General features: G+C 40.5%; 18 protein-coding genes. 14 read left to right on the forward strand and 4 right to left on the reverse strand.

Annotated features, from left to right (window positions below):
* Positions 1-56 precede the first annotated feature (56 nt).
* Positions 57-548, reverse strand: a complete 492-nt coding sequence (locus ACLJJ6_RS02060; protein ID WP_412989806.1) for a PTS sugar transporter subunit IIA — start codon at positions 546-548, stop codon at positions 57-59.
* Positions 549-776: 228 nt separating this feature from the next.
* Between ACLJJ6_RS02060 and ACLJJ6_RS02065 the strand changes: the two genes are divergently transcribed.
* From ACLJJ6_RS02065 to ACLJJ6_RS02090, 6 genes are all read left to right on the forward strand, one after another.
* A complete protein-coding gene (locus ACLJJ6_RS02065; RefSeq protein ID WP_412989807.1) occupies positions 777-1,565 on the forward strand; it encodes a DeoR/GlpR family DNA-binding transcription regulator in 789 nt (262 codons plus the stop codon).
* Positions 1,562-1,990 carry a galactose-6-phosphate isomerase subunit LacA gene (gene lacA / locus ACLJJ6_RS02070; RefSeq protein ID WP_412989808.1) on the forward strand — a complete coding sequence of 143 codons (429 nt, stop codon included), beginning with the start codon at positions 1,562-1,564 and terminating at the stop codon, positions 1,988-1,990. Before ACLJJ6_RS02065 ends, lacA (ACLJJ6_RS02070) begins: the two co-directional genes overlap by 4 nt.
* Positions 1,991-2,094: 104 nt before the next feature.
* Positions 2,095-2,613, forward strand: a complete 519-nt coding sequence (lacB, locus tag ACLJJ6_RS02075) for a galactose-6-phosphate isomerase subunit LacB (RefSeq protein WP_412989809.1) — start codon at positions 2,095-2,097, stop codon at positions 2,611-2,613.
* 88 nt (positions 2,614-2,701) lie between these two features.
* Positions 2,702-3,697 (forward strand): tagatose-bisphosphate aldolase, encoded by a 996-nt coding sequence (lacD, locus tag ACLJJ6_RS02080; protein ID WP_412989810.1) that lies wholly within the window; start codon positions 2,702-2,704, stop codon positions 3,695-3,697.
* 195 nt (positions 3,698-3,892) lie between these two features.
* Positions 3,893-4,570 carry a DUF4867 family protein gene (locus tag ACLJJ6_RS02085; RefSeq protein WP_412989811.1) on the forward strand — a complete coding sequence of 226 codons (678 nt, stop codon included), beginning with the start codon at positions 3,893-3,895 and terminating at the stop codon, positions 4,568-4,570.
* 15 nt (positions 4,571-4,585) lie between these two features.
* Positions 4,586-4,708: a hypothetical protein gene (locus ACLJJ6_RS02090; RefSeq protein ID WP_412989812.1), complete on the forward strand. Its 123-nt coding sequence runs from the start codon at positions 4,586-4,588 to the stop codon at positions 4,706-4,708.
* A 99-nt stretch (positions 4,709-4,807) separates the two neighbouring features.
* Here ACLJJ6_RS02090 and ACLJJ6_RS02095 read toward each other — a convergent pair whose 3' ends face one another.
* Entirely contained in the window at positions 4,808-5,278 is a 471-nt protein-coding gene (locus ACLJJ6_RS02095; RefSeq protein WP_412989813.1) for an RrF2 family transcriptional regulator, read from the reverse strand.
* Positions 5,279-5,516: 238 nt separating this feature from the next.
* On the opposite strand from ACLJJ6_RS02095, the gene gap reads away from it, so the two are divergent.
* From gap to ACLJJ6_RS02130, 7 genes are all read left to right on the forward strand, one after another.
* Positions 5,517-6,530 carry a type I glyceraldehyde-3-phosphate dehydrogenase gene (gene gap, locus ACLJJ6_RS02100; RefSeq protein WP_412989814.1) on the forward strand — a complete coding sequence of 338 codons (1,014 nt, stop codon included), beginning with the start codon at positions 5,517-5,519 and terminating at the stop codon, positions 6,528-6,530.
* 15 nt (positions 6,531-6,545) lie between these two features.
* Positions 6,546-6,974: a galactose-6-phosphate isomerase subunit LacA gene (lacA, locus tag ACLJJ6_RS02105; protein WP_412989815.1), complete on the forward strand. Its 429-nt coding sequence runs from the start codon at positions 6,546-6,548 to the stop codon at positions 6,972-6,974.
* Positions 6,975-7,207: 233 nt separating this feature from the next.
* Complete coding sequence (gene lacB / locus ACLJJ6_RS02110; protein WP_412989816.1) at positions 7,208-7,726, forward strand: galactose-6-phosphate isomerase subunit LacB; 519 nt, start codon at positions 7,208-7,210, stop codon at positions 7,724-7,726.
* Positions 7,727-8,009: 283 nt separating this feature from the next.
* Positions 8,010-8,147 carry a hypothetical protein gene (locus ACLJJ6_RS02115; RefSeq protein ID WP_412989817.1) on the forward strand — a complete coding sequence of 46 codons (138 nt, stop codon included), beginning with the start codon at positions 8,010-8,012 and terminating at the stop codon, positions 8,145-8,147.
* A complete protein-coding gene (locus ACLJJ6_RS02120; RefSeq protein WP_412989818.1) occupies positions 8,137-8,469 on the forward strand; it encodes a MarR family winged helix-turn-helix transcriptional regulator in 333 nt (110 codons plus the stop codon). The genes ACLJJ6_RS02115 and ACLJJ6_RS02120 overlap by 11 nt, the downstream gene beginning before the upstream one ends.
* A gap of 5 nt (positions 8,470-8,474) precedes the next feature.
* Positions 8,475-9,887, forward strand: a complete 1,413-nt coding sequence (locus tag ACLJJ6_RS02125; RefSeq protein WP_412989819.1) for a DHA2 family efflux MFS transporter permease subunit — start codon at positions 8,475-8,477, stop codon at positions 9,885-9,887.
* Positions 9,888-10,234: 347 nt separating this feature from the next.
* Entirely contained in the window at positions 10,235-11,476 is a 1,242-nt protein-coding gene (locus ACLJJ6_RS02130) for an ISL3 family transposase (RefSeq protein WP_412988180.1), read from the forward strand.
* Between the two features lie 107 nt (positions 11,477-11,583).
* Here ACLJJ6_RS02130 and ACLJJ6_RS02135 read toward each other — a convergent pair whose 3' ends face one another.
* Positions 11,584-11,748, reverse strand: a complete 165-nt coding sequence (locus ACLJJ6_RS02135; protein ID WP_412989820.1) for a hypothetical protein — start codon at positions 11,746-11,748, stop codon at positions 11,584-11,586.
* An 89-nt stretch (positions 11,749-11,837) separates the two neighbouring features.
* Positions 11,838-12,719, reverse strand: a complete 882-nt coding sequence (locus ACLJJ6_RS02140) for an aldose 1-epimerase family protein (protein WP_412989821.1) — start codon at positions 12,717-12,719, stop codon at positions 11,838-11,840.
* A 172-nt stretch (positions 12,720-12,891) separates the two neighbouring features.
* On the opposite strand from ACLJJ6_RS02140, the gene ACLJJ6_RS02145 reads away from it, so the two are divergent.
* Complete coding sequence (locus ACLJJ6_RS02145; protein ID WP_412989822.1) at positions 12,892-13,707, forward strand: Cof-type HAD-IIB family hydrolase; 816 nt, start codon at positions 12,892-12,894, stop codon at positions 13,705-13,707.
* Positions 13,708-13,748 lie beyond the last annotated feature (41 nt).

Genomic DNA, 13,748 nt, shown 5'->3' on the forward strand with positions numbered 1-13,748 from the left:
CCTCCTTAGGAAATTTTTTTAAAATTTATTACCAAAATTAATTAATGAAACAATACCTAGAATTTGGATTCCAAAAATGAATAAATCGCATCCTCCGATGTACTCTTAAAGAATGTTAAGAGCTGGTTTTGAGGAGTTTTGTTAATGAAATCCATAATTTGCGCTAAAACATTTGATTGTCCTTCTGGATCGTTATTCAGGATCATAAATAAGAAGCTAACTTCTAATTTTTGACTTGGATCAATCATGTTATTGAAAGCAATGGGGTGCTTCAATTTAATTGGCACCACTTTACGTTCTTTAACAAACTCAGCTTCCGTATGCGGAATTGCGACGTTCGGGTATTCAGGAGATACCACAGACAAATCAATTCCGGTCGGGTACTTATCTTCTCGTTCGTTTAGATTCTTTAAGAAATCCTCAGTTACATGACCCTTCTTATAAAGATCTTCGGCAACTGTCTTAAAAACGTCAGCCCGTGAAGTTGCATCACTCACGTAGACTGTATTTCTATCAAAAAGAGAAGTCTCAGCTATCTTATCTGACATAAAATTCACCACCTCAATCACAAATGTGAAATAATGTTCACTTTTGTTTGATATCGTTTACAAATTTGTTATATAACAGCGCTTTCAAATGTCAACAAAAATTTATAAAATAAAAATTAAGCCGTGGGTATTGACTTTTGGCGAATGTTCGTCTATTCTATAAATCGAAACATAAATAAACAAAAACAAACATTTTTGTTCCCAAATTAATAAAAAGGAGGGAGGTCAATGCTGAAAAATGAACGAGTTGCTACCATTTTAAGCACAGTCAATCAATCAGGCGTTGTGACCGTCCAAGAATTAGTTGAAGATTTAAACGTTTCTTCTATGACAATTCGTCGTGATTTGGATGAACTCGAAAAAGAACACCGCATTGTTCGTATTCATGGCGGTGCCCAGAGCATTCATCAGCCAGATCAACGGGAAGCTTCCTATATACAGAAGCGCAAGTTGAACATTATGGAAAAAAGCAATATTGCAGCGCAAGTTGCTGGCATGATTGAAGAGAACGAAACGGTTTTTCTGGGGCCCGGAACGACAAACGAGCTAGTTTCTAAGTATTTGAAGCTGGCTAACTTGCGAATTGTGACGAATAGTTTACCTGTTTTTGAACGTTTTCGAGATGATCACAGTGATTATGAGTTGTGCCTAGTTGGTGGAACGTATCGTGAGCGTAGTGGTGCCTTTATTGGAAGTTTGGCTAATGAGTTGTTGAAAAACATTAAAATGCACAAAGCCTTTGTTGGCGTAAACGGGATCAATGGGGCCAGCATTATGAATGCCAATGCGGATGAAGGGCAAACGCAAAATATTGCCCTTGATCAGGCGCAGTTAAAGTACGTGGTTGCCGATCATTCCAAATTAGATCGCAATGATTTCTATACATTCTATCAACTAGATAAATGTGATGGCTTAATTACCGATCAAGCAATTGATCAGCAGCTTTTAAAAAAATATCAAAAGTATACCCGCGTTTACGCAGGTACAGCTAATAAAACAAAGGAGAGATTTGCATGAAAGTCGTAATTGGCTCAGACAAACAAGGTTTTAATTTGAAGGAACAGGTTAAAAAGTACTTATTGGATCATGACTATGAAGTTGTGGATGTTAGTGAAAAGCCTGCCGAAGATTTTGTTGATTCTTCTCTAGCAGTGACTAAAGAGGTTTTAGACGGTAATGTGGACAAAGCAGTTATGTTCGATGAATACGGTGTTGGTTCGGCAATGGCAAGTAACAAAGTTAAAGGCATGGTTACGGCTAACGTTGTTGAAGAGAACACAGCACATATGACTGCGATGCACAACGGTGCCAAGGCAATTGCCATCGGTAGTGGTGTCGTTGGTGAAAAACTTGCTTATAATATCGTTCAGTATTATTTGGATACAGAATATGCTGGTGGCCGTCACCAAGTTCGTTTGGACATGTTAAACAAGATGATCTAGAAAGGTGTCTCGGAACCATCTCAGGCATGAGAGAAACTTAATATTTTTTTGCTAGATTATGAAACCGTTTTAAATAGAAACTCTAATTTCAGGGAGGAATTGTAATGATTATTTCGATTGGTAATGATCACATTGTTACAGATGTTAAAATTCAACTTTCAAACTTTTTAAAGGCTCAGGGCCATACTGTTATTGATGAAGGAACTTATGATACGACACGGACCCACTACCCAATTTATGGGAAACGGGTTGCTGAAGATGTTGCTGACGGCCGTGCTGACTTAGGTGTTGTCCTTTGTGGAACAGGAATTGGGATCAGTACCGCTGCCGATAAGAACGAAGGGGTTCGGGCAGCGCTAGTATCTAACCTCGTTGCCGCACGTTACGCTAAAGAAGAACTCAATGCCAATATCATTGGTTTTGGTGGTGCAACAGTTGGAGAACATCTTTGCGAAGACATCATCTCCGTATTCTTAGATTCAGAATACAAAGAAACACCAGAAAATAAGAAGTTAATCGATAAAATCGATAACATTGCGACACCAAATCCAGAACAAAAAGACAACCCACACTTCTTTGATGAAGAAAATGAAAAGTGGGCAGAGGGCGTTTATCACGACTAGTTGTCAATTTTTGACAGCCGCCTTATAATGTAAGCGTTATTGAAATAAATCATGAGAAATCATGAAAAACAAAAGGGGTAATCATTTTATGTTGAAATTAACACCAGGTAAGGAAAAAGGAATCAAAGCTTTATCAAACAAAGATGGTATTATTGATGCTTTAGCCATTGACCAACGTGGCTCACTCAAAAAGATGATCGGTGCTGCTAGTGGTAAAGAGGCTGGCCAAAAAGAAATTGAAGATTTCAAAGTGGCTGTTTCCAGTGAATTAACACCATATTCAACAGGAATTCTGCTTGATCCACAATATGGTTTACCAGCTTCTAAAGTACGTGCTGATGGTGCAGGTTTGCTATTGGCTTACGAACGTACAGGCTATGATGCTACTGAACCTGGTCGTTTCCCAGACATTTTGGATGATTGGTCAGTACGTCGTTTGAAGGAACAGGGCGCAGATGCCATCAAGTTCTTACTTTACTATGATGCAGATGAAGGCGGCGACATTAATCATCGCAAGCAAGTCTTTATTGAGCGTTTAGGTAGCGAATGCAAGGGCGAAGACATGCCTTTATTCTTGGAATTAGTTTCATACGATGCTAATAACGATGACGCGACAGGTAAGGAATATGCTAAGGTAAAACCACACAAAGTTATCGAAATGACAAAAGAATTCTCCAAACCTCAATACGGTGTTGACGTATTGAAGCTGGAAGTTCCAGTTAACCAAGCATATGTAGAAGGTTTTGCTAAGGATTCAGCTGACGTCGTTTATACCCGTGACGAAGCTTTGAAGTATTACAAAGAACAAAGTGATGCCACTAACTTACCATTCATCTTCTTGAGTGCTGGGGTTTCAGCAGAATTATTCCAAGACGAATTGAAGTTTGCTAAAGAAGCAGGCTCAACTTTCAATGGTGTCCTTTGTGGCCGTGCTACATGGCGTCATTCTGTAGAACCATTTGCCGGTGAAAGCGAAGAAGCAGGTCGTAAATGGTTACAATCAGAAGGCCGTGAAAACATCGAATCTTTGAACAAGGTGTTGTTCTCAACAGCAAGTTCTTGGTATGACAAGGTTGAAAAATAATTTAAAAAATTAGTTATTTAATCGGGGCATGAGAAGCCCAAAGTACAGAAAATTCCACTGAATTTCGAATTGGAAACGGGCTTTGCAGCAGAAATAAGAGTGCTTACAGTACTTTAAAATTCTGGCTGCGCTGCTGGTTATTTTGAAATTTGGTGGAATTTTTATTTTAATCACAAACTAAAACGGAGATAATTTATGAGTAAACTCGACGAGATTCGAAAAGCTAATCCGGACAAGACCATTTATGATGTGAATAGCGAGGCGTTTGCAGACTTTGGGCTGGTTTACAAACAATATGATTTAAGTAAGGTAACGGCTTATATGGATTCACACATTGAAATCCCCACGGATCACAATGACTATGTCCCTGATGATGAGACGCTAGAAAAAGATGCAACCATCCAACAAATTGCTGCTGATGTTTATGCGGGAATGCCGATTTCAGCAGGTCCATGTGTGGGTCAGAGCACCTCATTTTCTGCGATTGAATTTCATCAAGGAAGTGAAGTCAATATTGCATTTACCGATGTGGTGATGGTGTTAGGCAAACGCCGCGATATTCATGACTATGAATACGACGCTGAAACACATGCTAAATTGTTCTTTGTGCCCGCCGGTACGGTGTTTGAGATGTACAGTGATACTTTACACTACAGTCCTTGCAAGGTTGACGAAAGCGGATTTAAAGTCATCGTAATGGTTCTACAAGGCACCAATCAACCGCTGCCAGCAGGATTTAAAGCCACGAACAAGATGATTGTCAAACAAAATAAGTTCCAAATGGCACATGCCAGCAGAACGGATAAAATTGCACAGGGCATTCTACCTGGTGTCAAAGGAAAGTTAATCGACATTAAGCCAATTCAAAACTAAAAGAGGTAACGAGAAATGGCTGCTACAGAAAAGAAAACATTAACCAAAGAAGAAAAAAAGGAAATTGACGAGACCGAAGTTGTGCAACAACAAATGATCAAGGAGCAGTTAGCTGAATTTCCAATTACAAGAGCTTAGTTAATTTTTTAAAAAAAGTATAAAGACCACCTTTGAAGGAATTTGGGGACGGAATATTAATCCAGACTCAAGATCCCCCTCAAAGGTGGTCTTTTTTGTTTAAACGTGGGCTTTGATCCAGTTGTCTAGATCAGAAAAATCATTAGCTTCTTCTAATTGTCTCAACATAGAATCGAGCGTAATTGCAGTCATGGTTGACTTCAAAGTATCTTCAATGTGATCCATAGCTTGTGAGACGGCACAGTTTTCCACTTCCGCTTTACTAATGTCTAAGACGTTCGCGAGGATGTGTTGACTGGCAAAGACCCGGCCACGCCCCTCAATGGCGACAAAGACGTTATAAAAATTAATATCTTTTAACGGTGTCGCTAGGGAAAAACCACCAGATTTACCAGGAGAAGATTTTACCAGTCCCTCGTTTACTAACGTTTTAATAATCTTTTTTAAATAAGAATGGGAGACGTTCAGACGTTCGCTTAGTGCGAGTGAATTAATTGCTTTATTCTCAGGCAGTTTTGATAAAATGAGCAAAACGTAGATCGATTGTTCCCAACCTGATGAAATTTTCATTTGACTTTCCTCCTAAACAGTACTATCGTATGTATTAGGGATAAACGGTGTATCTAATATAACTTTTACCCCGAAACAACTCAACTATACCACAAAAATAAACACTCTGCATCTCAGGGAGGTGGCATGCGAAGGCTTAGATTGTGGTTATGCGTGTGGGTTGCGTGCAATACATAGCTTTAACTATTCGAATAAAAATAGCGTGAACTATGAAACTTTTGATAGGAGGCAACTAAAAATGGTTGTGAAAGTTGGTATCAATGGTTTTGGTAGAATTGGGCGGCTGGCATTTCGTCGTGCCCAAGATGTTTCTGGTGTGCAAATTGTTCAGGTTAATGATTTGACAAACCCCACCATGTTGGCGCATTTGTTGAAATATGACTCAACGCAGGGCAAGTTCGATGGAAGTATTGAAGTCCAAAAAGATGGCTTTTTGGTGAACGGGCAATTCGTGAAAGTTACCCAAGAGAAAGATCCTGAAAAAATTGATTGGGCAAGCGCTGGCGTAGAAATTGTCCTCGAAGCAACCGGATTTTTTGCTACTCGTGAGAAGGCTGAAAAACATCTTCACACCAATGGCGGTGCCCAAAAAGTTATTATTACTGCACCAGGTGGAAATGACGTAAAAACAATTGTGTATAATGTCAATCACGAAACACTGACCGGTAAAGAGACCGTCATCTCACCAGGATCATGCACAACAAATTGCCTCGCGCCAATGGCTAACGTGCTGGATAAACAATTTGGGATTAGAGTTGGGACAATGACCACCATTCACAGTTACACAAGTGATCAAATGCTGTTAGATGGGCCACATCGCAAAGGTAATTTACGCCGTGCCCGTTCTGCCGCAATTAATACAGTACCGACAACATCAGGGGCAGCAAAAGCAATTGGACTGGTACTTCCTGATTTGAATGGAAAATTGCAAGGCCACGCCCAACGTGTTGCGACGCCAGCCGGGTCATTGACAGAATTAGTGACGGTTCTAAATAAGAAAGTCACTGCCGAAGAAGTAAACGCCGCAATGAAGGCAGCAGCCAATGAAAGTTTTGCGTACAACGAGGATGAAATTGTTTCCAGCGATGTCATTGGGGATACCCACGGATCAATTTTTGATGCAACGCAAACGGAAGTGACAACATCGGGTGACGATCAAATTGTGAAGACCGCGGCCTGGTATGATAACGAAATGTCGTTTACGGCACAGTTAGTACGGACGCTTGAGTATTTTGCAAAGATTGCAAAATAAAAGGAGGTAAAGGCAATGCGTGTGGCAATTGGATCGGATAAAAATGGTTTTGAATTAAAAGAACACATTAAGAGATATTTGCTGGCACATGATTATCAAGTCATCGATGTGAGCGAAAAACCGGCCGAAGATTTTGTAGACAGCTCGCTTGCGGTAACCAAGGAAGTTTTGGCTGGCAATGCGGATAAGGCGGTCATGTTTGATGAATATGGTGTTGGGTCGGCGATGGCCAGCAGTAAGGTAAAAGGTATGGTTACGGCAAACGTGGTCGAAGAAAATACGGCGCATATGACCGCAGAACACAATGGTGCGAAGGCAATTGCGATTGGGAGCGGCGTTGTTGGTGAGAAATTGGCTGAAAATATTGTGCAGTATTATTTGGATACGGCGTACGCGGGAGGAAGGCATCAGGTCCGCTTGGATATGTTGGAAAAGATGATTTAAAAGGAATAGTGCGCTTTTCTCCACGGGATTTCCCGAGCATAGTTTAGCGTGACGCGAGATTCGGGCTGTGAATCACGTGTCATGCGTTACTAGGCGGAAGGAAATGTGGAGAAAAGCGGTCCCCACAAAGCCGAAATCGAAAGTGACAAACGGTTGGGAGGCACAGTTGTTGCTGGACGCATTTAAATCATTTTGGAACCGCTTTAATAATTTGACACGTAGGAGGTAATTGTATGATTATTTCAATTGGCAATGACCATATTGTGACACAAACGAAAATTCAACTCTCTAATTTTTTGAAAGCAAAAGGCTATACAGTTATTGATGAAGGTACTTATGACACTACTCGCACACACTATCCCATTTATGGCAAACGGGTTGCCGAAGATGTTGCTGACGGTCGTGCAGACTTAGGTGTTGTTCTGTGCGGTACGGGAATTGGCATCCAAGTTGCAGCAGACAAGAATGAGGGTATTCGGTCAGCTTTAACCCCGAATTTGGTTACCGCACGGTATGCGAAAGAAGAACTCAACGCAAATGTGATCGGGTTTGGCGGGGCCACTGTTGGTGAGCATCTTTGTGAAGATATTATATCCGTTTTTTTGAATACGGAATATAAAGAAACACCGGAAAATAAAAAATTGATTGATAAAATTGATCAGATTGCAAAACCAAATCCGGCGCAAAAAGACAACCCACACTTCTTTGATGAAGAAAATGAAAAGTGGGCCGAAGGTGTTTATCATGATTAAAGGAGCTTAAAGACATGGGCAAAAAATTAACAACGGAAAAGAAAAATGAAATTGACACCGCCGAACAGTTGCATCAGCAGATGATCAAAGCACAATTAGCAGAATTTCCAGTTACCAAAGTAAATCTTAAATAAAAGAATAATGGTCTGCAAACTAAGAGCCACTAGTATTTCTGATTGAGAATACTAATGGCTTTTTTTAGACAATGGAAAAAGATTTGACTATTTATTGGAAAAAGGTTAAGTTAAAAACGTTAGCTTGCTAACGAAAAAGGAGAGTGAATATGGCAAAAGAATTTCCCTTGTATGGACGAATGGTTAAGCAGACAACCAATGTTTTGAGTCGCCGTTTAGATGCGTTTGCGGCCCGTTTCGGCTTAACCGGCGTTTCAGTTGTCGATGATCGATTTTTTGGCGCGTAAACCGGGGCAGATTGCGCTGCAACGGGATATTGAACAAGAATTCATGATTCGGCGTTCAAGCGCAACTACTTTACTTCAGCGGATGGAACAAAACGATTTAATCACCCGGACAGTCGCCGCGACGGATGCGCGTCAAAAGCAAATTCAGCTAACCACTAAGTCACAAAAATGGGTTGAAATTGTCGATGGTTACCTGCGCGACCAAAAGAAAAGATTAGACGCCAATTTTAGTTCAGAACAGTTACAAACATTTGAAACCATCTTGCGCTTTTTGAGGCGTGATGAAGCAGGAAAAAATTACGGAAAGGAAAGTGAAGCATAGCTTTTATGAATAAACAGAATGAATCTATCCGTCCCCAAGTCATTGCCGCGGTGATCGCTACCGGTCTCATGTCCTTTAGCGGGGTCATTGTGGAGACAGCCATGAATATTACTTTTCCCACTTTGATGAAAGAATTTGGCATTACGACTAGCGTAGTGCAATGGTTAACTACGGGCTATTTGCTGACCGTCGCGATCATTGTGCCCTTGTCTTCCGCGTTAAAACTGCGATTTAGAACTAAAACCCTTTTCATCACAGCAAATTTGTTGTTTTTGACGGGGCTATTCTTAGATACCATCGCGCCGACTTTTTCCCTTTTGCTTCTGGGGCGAATTATTCAAGGATGTGGGACCGGTATTGCCTTGCCCCTTATGTTTAATATTATTATTGATCAGGTGCCGACAAGTAAAATTGGGATGATGATGGGAATTGGAACGCTGATTACAGCGGTTGCACCCGCTATTGGGCCGACATTTGGAGGAGTCGTAGTTGCGAGTTTAGGGTGGCGGTTTGTTTTTATCCTCTTAATTCCGTTGCTTTTAATTTCACTGTTTACTGGTATTAAGACCATTGAACAAAAACAGCCTACACAACCCATTCGGTTTGATCCGTTGAGTATCCTTTTAATTGCAGTGGCGTTTATCGGCCTTATTTTGGGATTCAGTAATATGGGTTCCCAGTCGTTAGTCAGTTGGTCGGTGGCTGGACCAATCGTCATTGGTTTAGTTGGCTTAGGCGGTTTGATTTATCGAAGTCTACATATCGCGCAACCGGTGATTGATCTGCGCGTGTTAACAAACCATGCCTTTGCTGCGCACGTGTTTGTTTTCTTTGCCCTACAATTGATTTCACTTGGGATGTCCTTTATTTTGCCTAACTATATGCAGCTGGTTAACGGAGCCTCTTCGACGGTGGCCGGATTGGTTGTTTTGCCCGGCGCGGCTTTGGGAGCGATGATGTCTCCGATTGGAGGGCGGATTTTTGACCGCTTTGGACCGAAACGGCTCTTACTTACGGGAAGCTTTATTGTTCTCCTAGGGTTGGCTGTGTTTACCGGTTGGGCGTTAAACATTAGTAATAGTACGATCTTGGTAGTCTATATTGGGTACATGTTTGGAATCGGGTTGATCTTTGGCAACGTCATGACAAACGGTTTATCAACTTTGCAGGATGCGCAACAAGCTGATGGCAATGCTGTCTTAAATACAATTCAACAATTTGCAGGTGCTGTCGGAACATCAATTGTCTCAACCATCATCGGGGCGAGTCAACTGGGGCAAAAGGGCAGTGAAGCGCATTTAACGGCGCTCGGCTCACAACACGCTTTGCTGGTCTTAACACTGTTAATGGTCCTTGCAATTGTTGTTTTAATTTATGCCATTAATGCAGCTGCTAAACAAACGAAATTGAAAAAATAAATGTGAAGATTGGGGCACAGTGTACGCATGCAAACACTAGGCTTAGTTCTGATATGAAATGAGGTATGATGATTTCATATCAGAATTTTTTGGTTACGCTGAAAAAACGCTCAACTTTAAACTTTAATAGCCGAAAACGGTTAGCTTCTTCGCTGAACAACAAAAGCCGAACGATTATTCAAAGAACGAATCGTTCGGCTTCATAGGTGTTGTCTGAAGATCAGGGTCTACACTTTCTGGTATTGGTGAATAACTGATACCAGTTTTTATTTTGAAAAAAAAAAGGACATTTGCCCTCTTTGTGTTACGATTTAATCGCCTAATAAAATCGAAAAGAGGAAAAACAAATGTCCCTAACTAATTCTATCCTAAGCCTATTCGAAATAACAGACCCTAATTTAACTGTAACTGAGATTACTAAGGAACATTATCCCAATGGGCAACACGTTCATGTCGTTCACGCTATCCTTTCCTATCAACTTTTAAAATGTCCTCATTGTGGCCATAAATCTCTAATCAAAAATGGAACTCACATTGGCCATCTAAGATTGGGAACCTTATCAGGTGGACGTTATGAGATGCAGCTAAAACGACAAAGATATCAATGTAAACGGTGTTTAAAAACCTGTGGTGCTCAAACTAACCTCGTTAAACGTAATGAAACTTTTACGCATAATGTGAAACATCAAGTAATTGTTCTGGCTCGGGATATGCTGACCAGTAAAGAAATCGCTAAGATTTGTGGGATTTCACCAAGTAGTGTTCAACGCATTTTAAATGCGAATATTCACTTAGCTTATCGTGTTAAAACACTCCCCCAAAATCTTTGTTTTGATGAATTCCGTTCCTGTAATCATCTAATGTCCTTTAACTGTTGCGATGCCGTTAGTCATCGCCGCATTGTGATTCTTAAGGATCGCCTTAGTAAGGATATCATTGATTACTTTGAAGCTCGCTATTCAGTTCAAGAACGTATGAAAGTTCAAACAATCACCGTTGATATGAATGCTGAGTATGCTGGCTTTATTCATCGGTTATTTCCTAAGGCAATAACCATCATTGACCGTTTCCACATTATTCAACTTGCCGGTCGGGCACTGGATAACGAACGTACACGTGTGATCCATACTTTTCAAGATAAGCATTCCCGAGTTTATCGCATTCTAAAATCTCAATGGCGTTTGTTCCATTTGGCAGAAGAAAAGGTCAATGATACTAAACTTATCTATTTACACGGTATCAACGAATACATGACCCAACAGAACGCCATTGACCTAGCCTTAGATGAATTTCCAGAATTTAAAACTGTGTATCAAACCTATCAAGGAATTCTAACAGCCATTCAACAAAAAGATGCGGTTGGATTTAAAACCTTGATTGCCAACTACAAGGCGGCTGGCAACCAAATGGATATTACTATCTCAACTTTAATAAAGAATGGTCCTGCTGTTCTCAATAGTTGTCGTTATCCGTATTCCAACGGTCCTATTGAAGGACTAAATCGTAAAATTAAGGTGTTAAAGCGTAGCTGTTTTGGTTTTCAAAATATTCATAACTTTTTCATTCGTATCAGTTTAATTTATGCGTAAACAAAAAAAGCACATTCACCGAAGTGAACATGCTTTTCAAAAATCTCCACCAATACAATTTGACAGAGACCCGAAGATCAGGCACCTTTTTGTATTTTTGTTTAAAATCACTCTTTTTCGGGAGTTAATTTTCTTGGCTGAATGCCTAACTCGACTAACTGGCGGTTGACCAATTCATCATGGATGCGGTCTAATCGATCCTGTTTGACCTTGTCTTTTCCAGTCGGTTCTATTAAGCATGCCGGCATATCAGTTTGTTTTTTATCAGTCATTTTGCCACCTGCTTTCTGCTGTTATTATCTCATGAGTAGAAGCAAAATGAAATTATCTTGATTTAAGTACAGACCAGTTAAAACAAGAACTATGCAAATTCAATGCCGTATTCAAATGACTGTGTTTCACCAGGTTCCGCAAAATTATTGCCTTTCTTGTTTGCCCAGTCGGTTGGCTGATCACTAGCTTCATCTGGCAACCCAGCAAAAGGTTCGATGCACAGGTAAGGTTCTGTGGCGTTTTCCATAGTCCAAAGTGTGATGTAAGGGAAATGTTTGACGTTCAGTTTGATTTCATGAGCTGTTTGATCAGAACGGAGCGTGACGGTCTCGATCTTTTTAGCATCTAAAATAATCAGGCCGTCATCAAACGTCTCGTGATTTAATTTCAAAGTATTGTGGTTATCCAAAGCACTAAAGGGTGCCTTGGAACCATCGCGAAATGGTGCCGGATTGATACCTAATTTTTGAATTTCTTTAGCATGAGGGCCAAAAGTCAAGGTGTAATCCTCAAAGACGCCGTCATCATCGATGGGAACATTGAAGCCGGGATGAGAACCTAGGGCATAAGGCATTATCTGCTTGTCATTATTTGTCACACTGTACTTGGTCAGCAGTTGATTGCCGACGAGTTTATACTCCACCTGAAGGGTAAATTCAAATGGGTAATATTCTTTTGTTTTGGGACTTGATTTTAACTGAAGTAAAACCTGATCATCGGCCTTACGTACATTTTCCCACTGTAAATCGCGAGCAAAGCCATGTTGAGGCATTGGATAAGTTTGACCGTCCACAACATAGTGATCGTCATTAGATTTCCCGATCGCCGGGAATAGAATAGGAGCGTGGCGTTTCCAAGCTTTTCCATTCCAAATATAATCAAATTGGCCCTTTACATCCACCACGTGGGTAATTTGGGCGCCAAGTTGGTCAATTTCAACTGCAAGTTTGTTGTTTTTAATCGTAATCATTCAGATTGCCTCTTTTCAATTTATTGGGTACAGGTATATGATGGAACAGTTAGTAGATAATGTAAAGGCTTTCTAAACCAAAACTACAGATCTTAAAAATTCTTTCAACTTACTGAAATTTTTTTGCATTTGGCAGTCTTTACGGTAAAGATAAAGGCGGGAGGTCAGCTTAATGATTAAAATGATTGCGTTAGATTTAGACAATACACTCTTGAATTCGCAACGTCATATTAGTGAAGCAAATACACGAATTCTAAAAAAATTGCATAAGCAAGGCAAAGAAATTGTTTTGTGCACGGGAAGACCCATTAATGCGATTTGGGCGTGGTTGTCACAACTGGGATTAATGAATGAAAACGATTATTCGGTCAACTTTAATGGCTCGTTAGTTATTCATAATGTAGATAAACAGCCGTTGATGGCAGACGGCATGCAGAAAGGACATTTTGCAAGCTTGCATGAGTTTTGTGCCGCACATGACTATCCACTTGATATTTTAGATTTTAGCGGCGTGTACCCCATCAATGATTTGCCGTTGTCTGGTTATGAAAAACGGTTGGGAGGTAATATGCATTTCTTACATATTCCGTTTAGCAAGCTCCCTGACGTTGATTACAGTAAAGCGGTAATTTGTACAGCACCGCGCGTTTTGGATCAGATTGTTCAAAATCTACCAGAGAAGCTGAAACACGACTTTCATATTGTCCGCTCGCAGCCCATGATTTTGGAATTTTTAAAGCCTGGTGTCGATAAAGGCTCAGCACTGGATGTGTTGTTAAAACGTTTCGGCTGGACCCGAGATAATTTGATGACTTTTGGAGATGCCCAAAATGATTTGGAAATGTTAGCCAGTGCAAAAGTGGGGGTCGCCATGGCAAATGGCACACCCGCCGCAAAACAGACGGCCAACGCGGTGACTGAAGTAGACAATGATCATGACGGGGTGGCGCAATTTTTACAAACCTACTTTGCTGATGAAAATGTATAAAAATGAGAAAATTGAACTTGCCTTGAAGTGCACTTCAAGGT

This window comes from Pediococcus siamensis (assembly GCF_047220215.1).
GTDB classification, from domain to species: Bacteria; Bacillota; Bacilli; order Lactobacillales; family Lactobacillaceae; genus Pediococcus; species Pediococcus siamensis.

What these genes read in the sequence shown, in the direction of transcription:
- ACLJJ6_RS02115 (WP_412989817.1), top strand. Translation starts at nt 8,010, where the DNA reads ATGGCAAAAGAATTTCCCTTGTATGGACGAATGGTTAAGCAGACAACC.
- ACLJJ6_RS02085 (WP_412989811.1), top strand. Translation starts at nt 3,893, where the DNA reads ATGAGTAAACTCGACGAGATTCGAAAAGCTAATCCGGACAAGACCATT.
- gap (WP_412989814.1), top strand. Translation starts at nt 5,517, where the DNA reads ATGGTTGTGAAAGTTGGTATCAATGGTTTTGGTAGAATTGGGCGGCTG.
- ACLJJ6_RS02140 (WP_412989821.1), bottom strand. Translation starts at nt 12,719, where the DNA reads ATGATTACGATTAAAAACAACAAACTTGCAGTTGAAATTGACCAACTT.
- lacA (WP_412989815.1), top strand. Translation starts at nt 6,546, where the DNA reads ATGCGTGTGGCAATTGGATCGGATAAAAATGGTTTTGAATTAAAAGAA.
- ACLJJ6_RS02130 (WP_412988180.1), top strand. Translation starts at nt 10,235, where the DNA reads ATGTCCCTAACTAATTCTATCCTAAGCCTATTCGAAATAACAGACCCT.
- lacB (WP_412989809.1), top strand. Translation starts at nt 2,095, where the DNA reads ATGATTATTTCGATTGGTAATGATCACATTGTTACAGATGTTAAAATT.
- ACLJJ6_RS02125 (WP_412989819.1), top strand. Translation starts at nt 8,475, where the DNA reads ATGAATAAACAGAATGAATCTATCCGTCCCCAAGTCATTGCCGCGGTG.
- ACLJJ6_RS02090 (WP_412989812.1), top strand. Translation starts at nt 4,586, where the DNA reads ATGGCTGCTACAGAAAAGAAAACATTAACCAAAGAAGAAAAAAAGGAA.
- ACLJJ6_RS02095 (WP_412989813.1), bottom strand. Translation starts at nt 5,278, where the DNA reads ATGAAAATTTCATCAGGTTGGGAACAATCGATCTACGTTTTGCTCATT.
- lacA (WP_412989808.1), top strand. Translation starts at nt 1,562, where the DNA reads ATGAAAGTCGTAATTGGCTCAGACAAACAAGGTTTTAATTTGAAGGAA.
- ACLJJ6_RS02060 (WP_412989806.1), bottom strand. Translation starts at nt 548, where the DNA reads ATGTCAGATAAGATAGCTGAGACTTCTCTTTTTGATAGAAATACAGTC.
- ACLJJ6_RS02145 (WP_412989822.1), top strand. Translation starts at nt 12,892, where the DNA reads ATGATTAAAATGATTGCGTTAGATTTAGACAATACACTCTTGAATTCG.
- lacD (WP_412989810.1), top strand. Translation starts at nt 2,702, where the DNA reads ATGTTGAAATTAACACCAGGTAAGGAAAAAGGAATCAAAGCTTTATCA.
- ACLJJ6_RS02065 (WP_412989807.1), top strand. Translation starts at nt 777, where the DNA reads ATGCTGAAAAATGAACGAGTTGCTACCATTTTAAGCACAGTCAATCAA.
- lacB (WP_412989816.1), top strand. Translation starts at nt 7,208, where the DNA reads ATGATTATTTCAATTGGCAATGACCATATTGTGACACAAACGAAAATT.
- ACLJJ6_RS02135 (WP_412989820.1), bottom strand. Translation starts at nt 11,748, where the DNA reads ATGACTGATAAAAAACAAACTGATATGCCGGCATGCTTAATAGAACCG.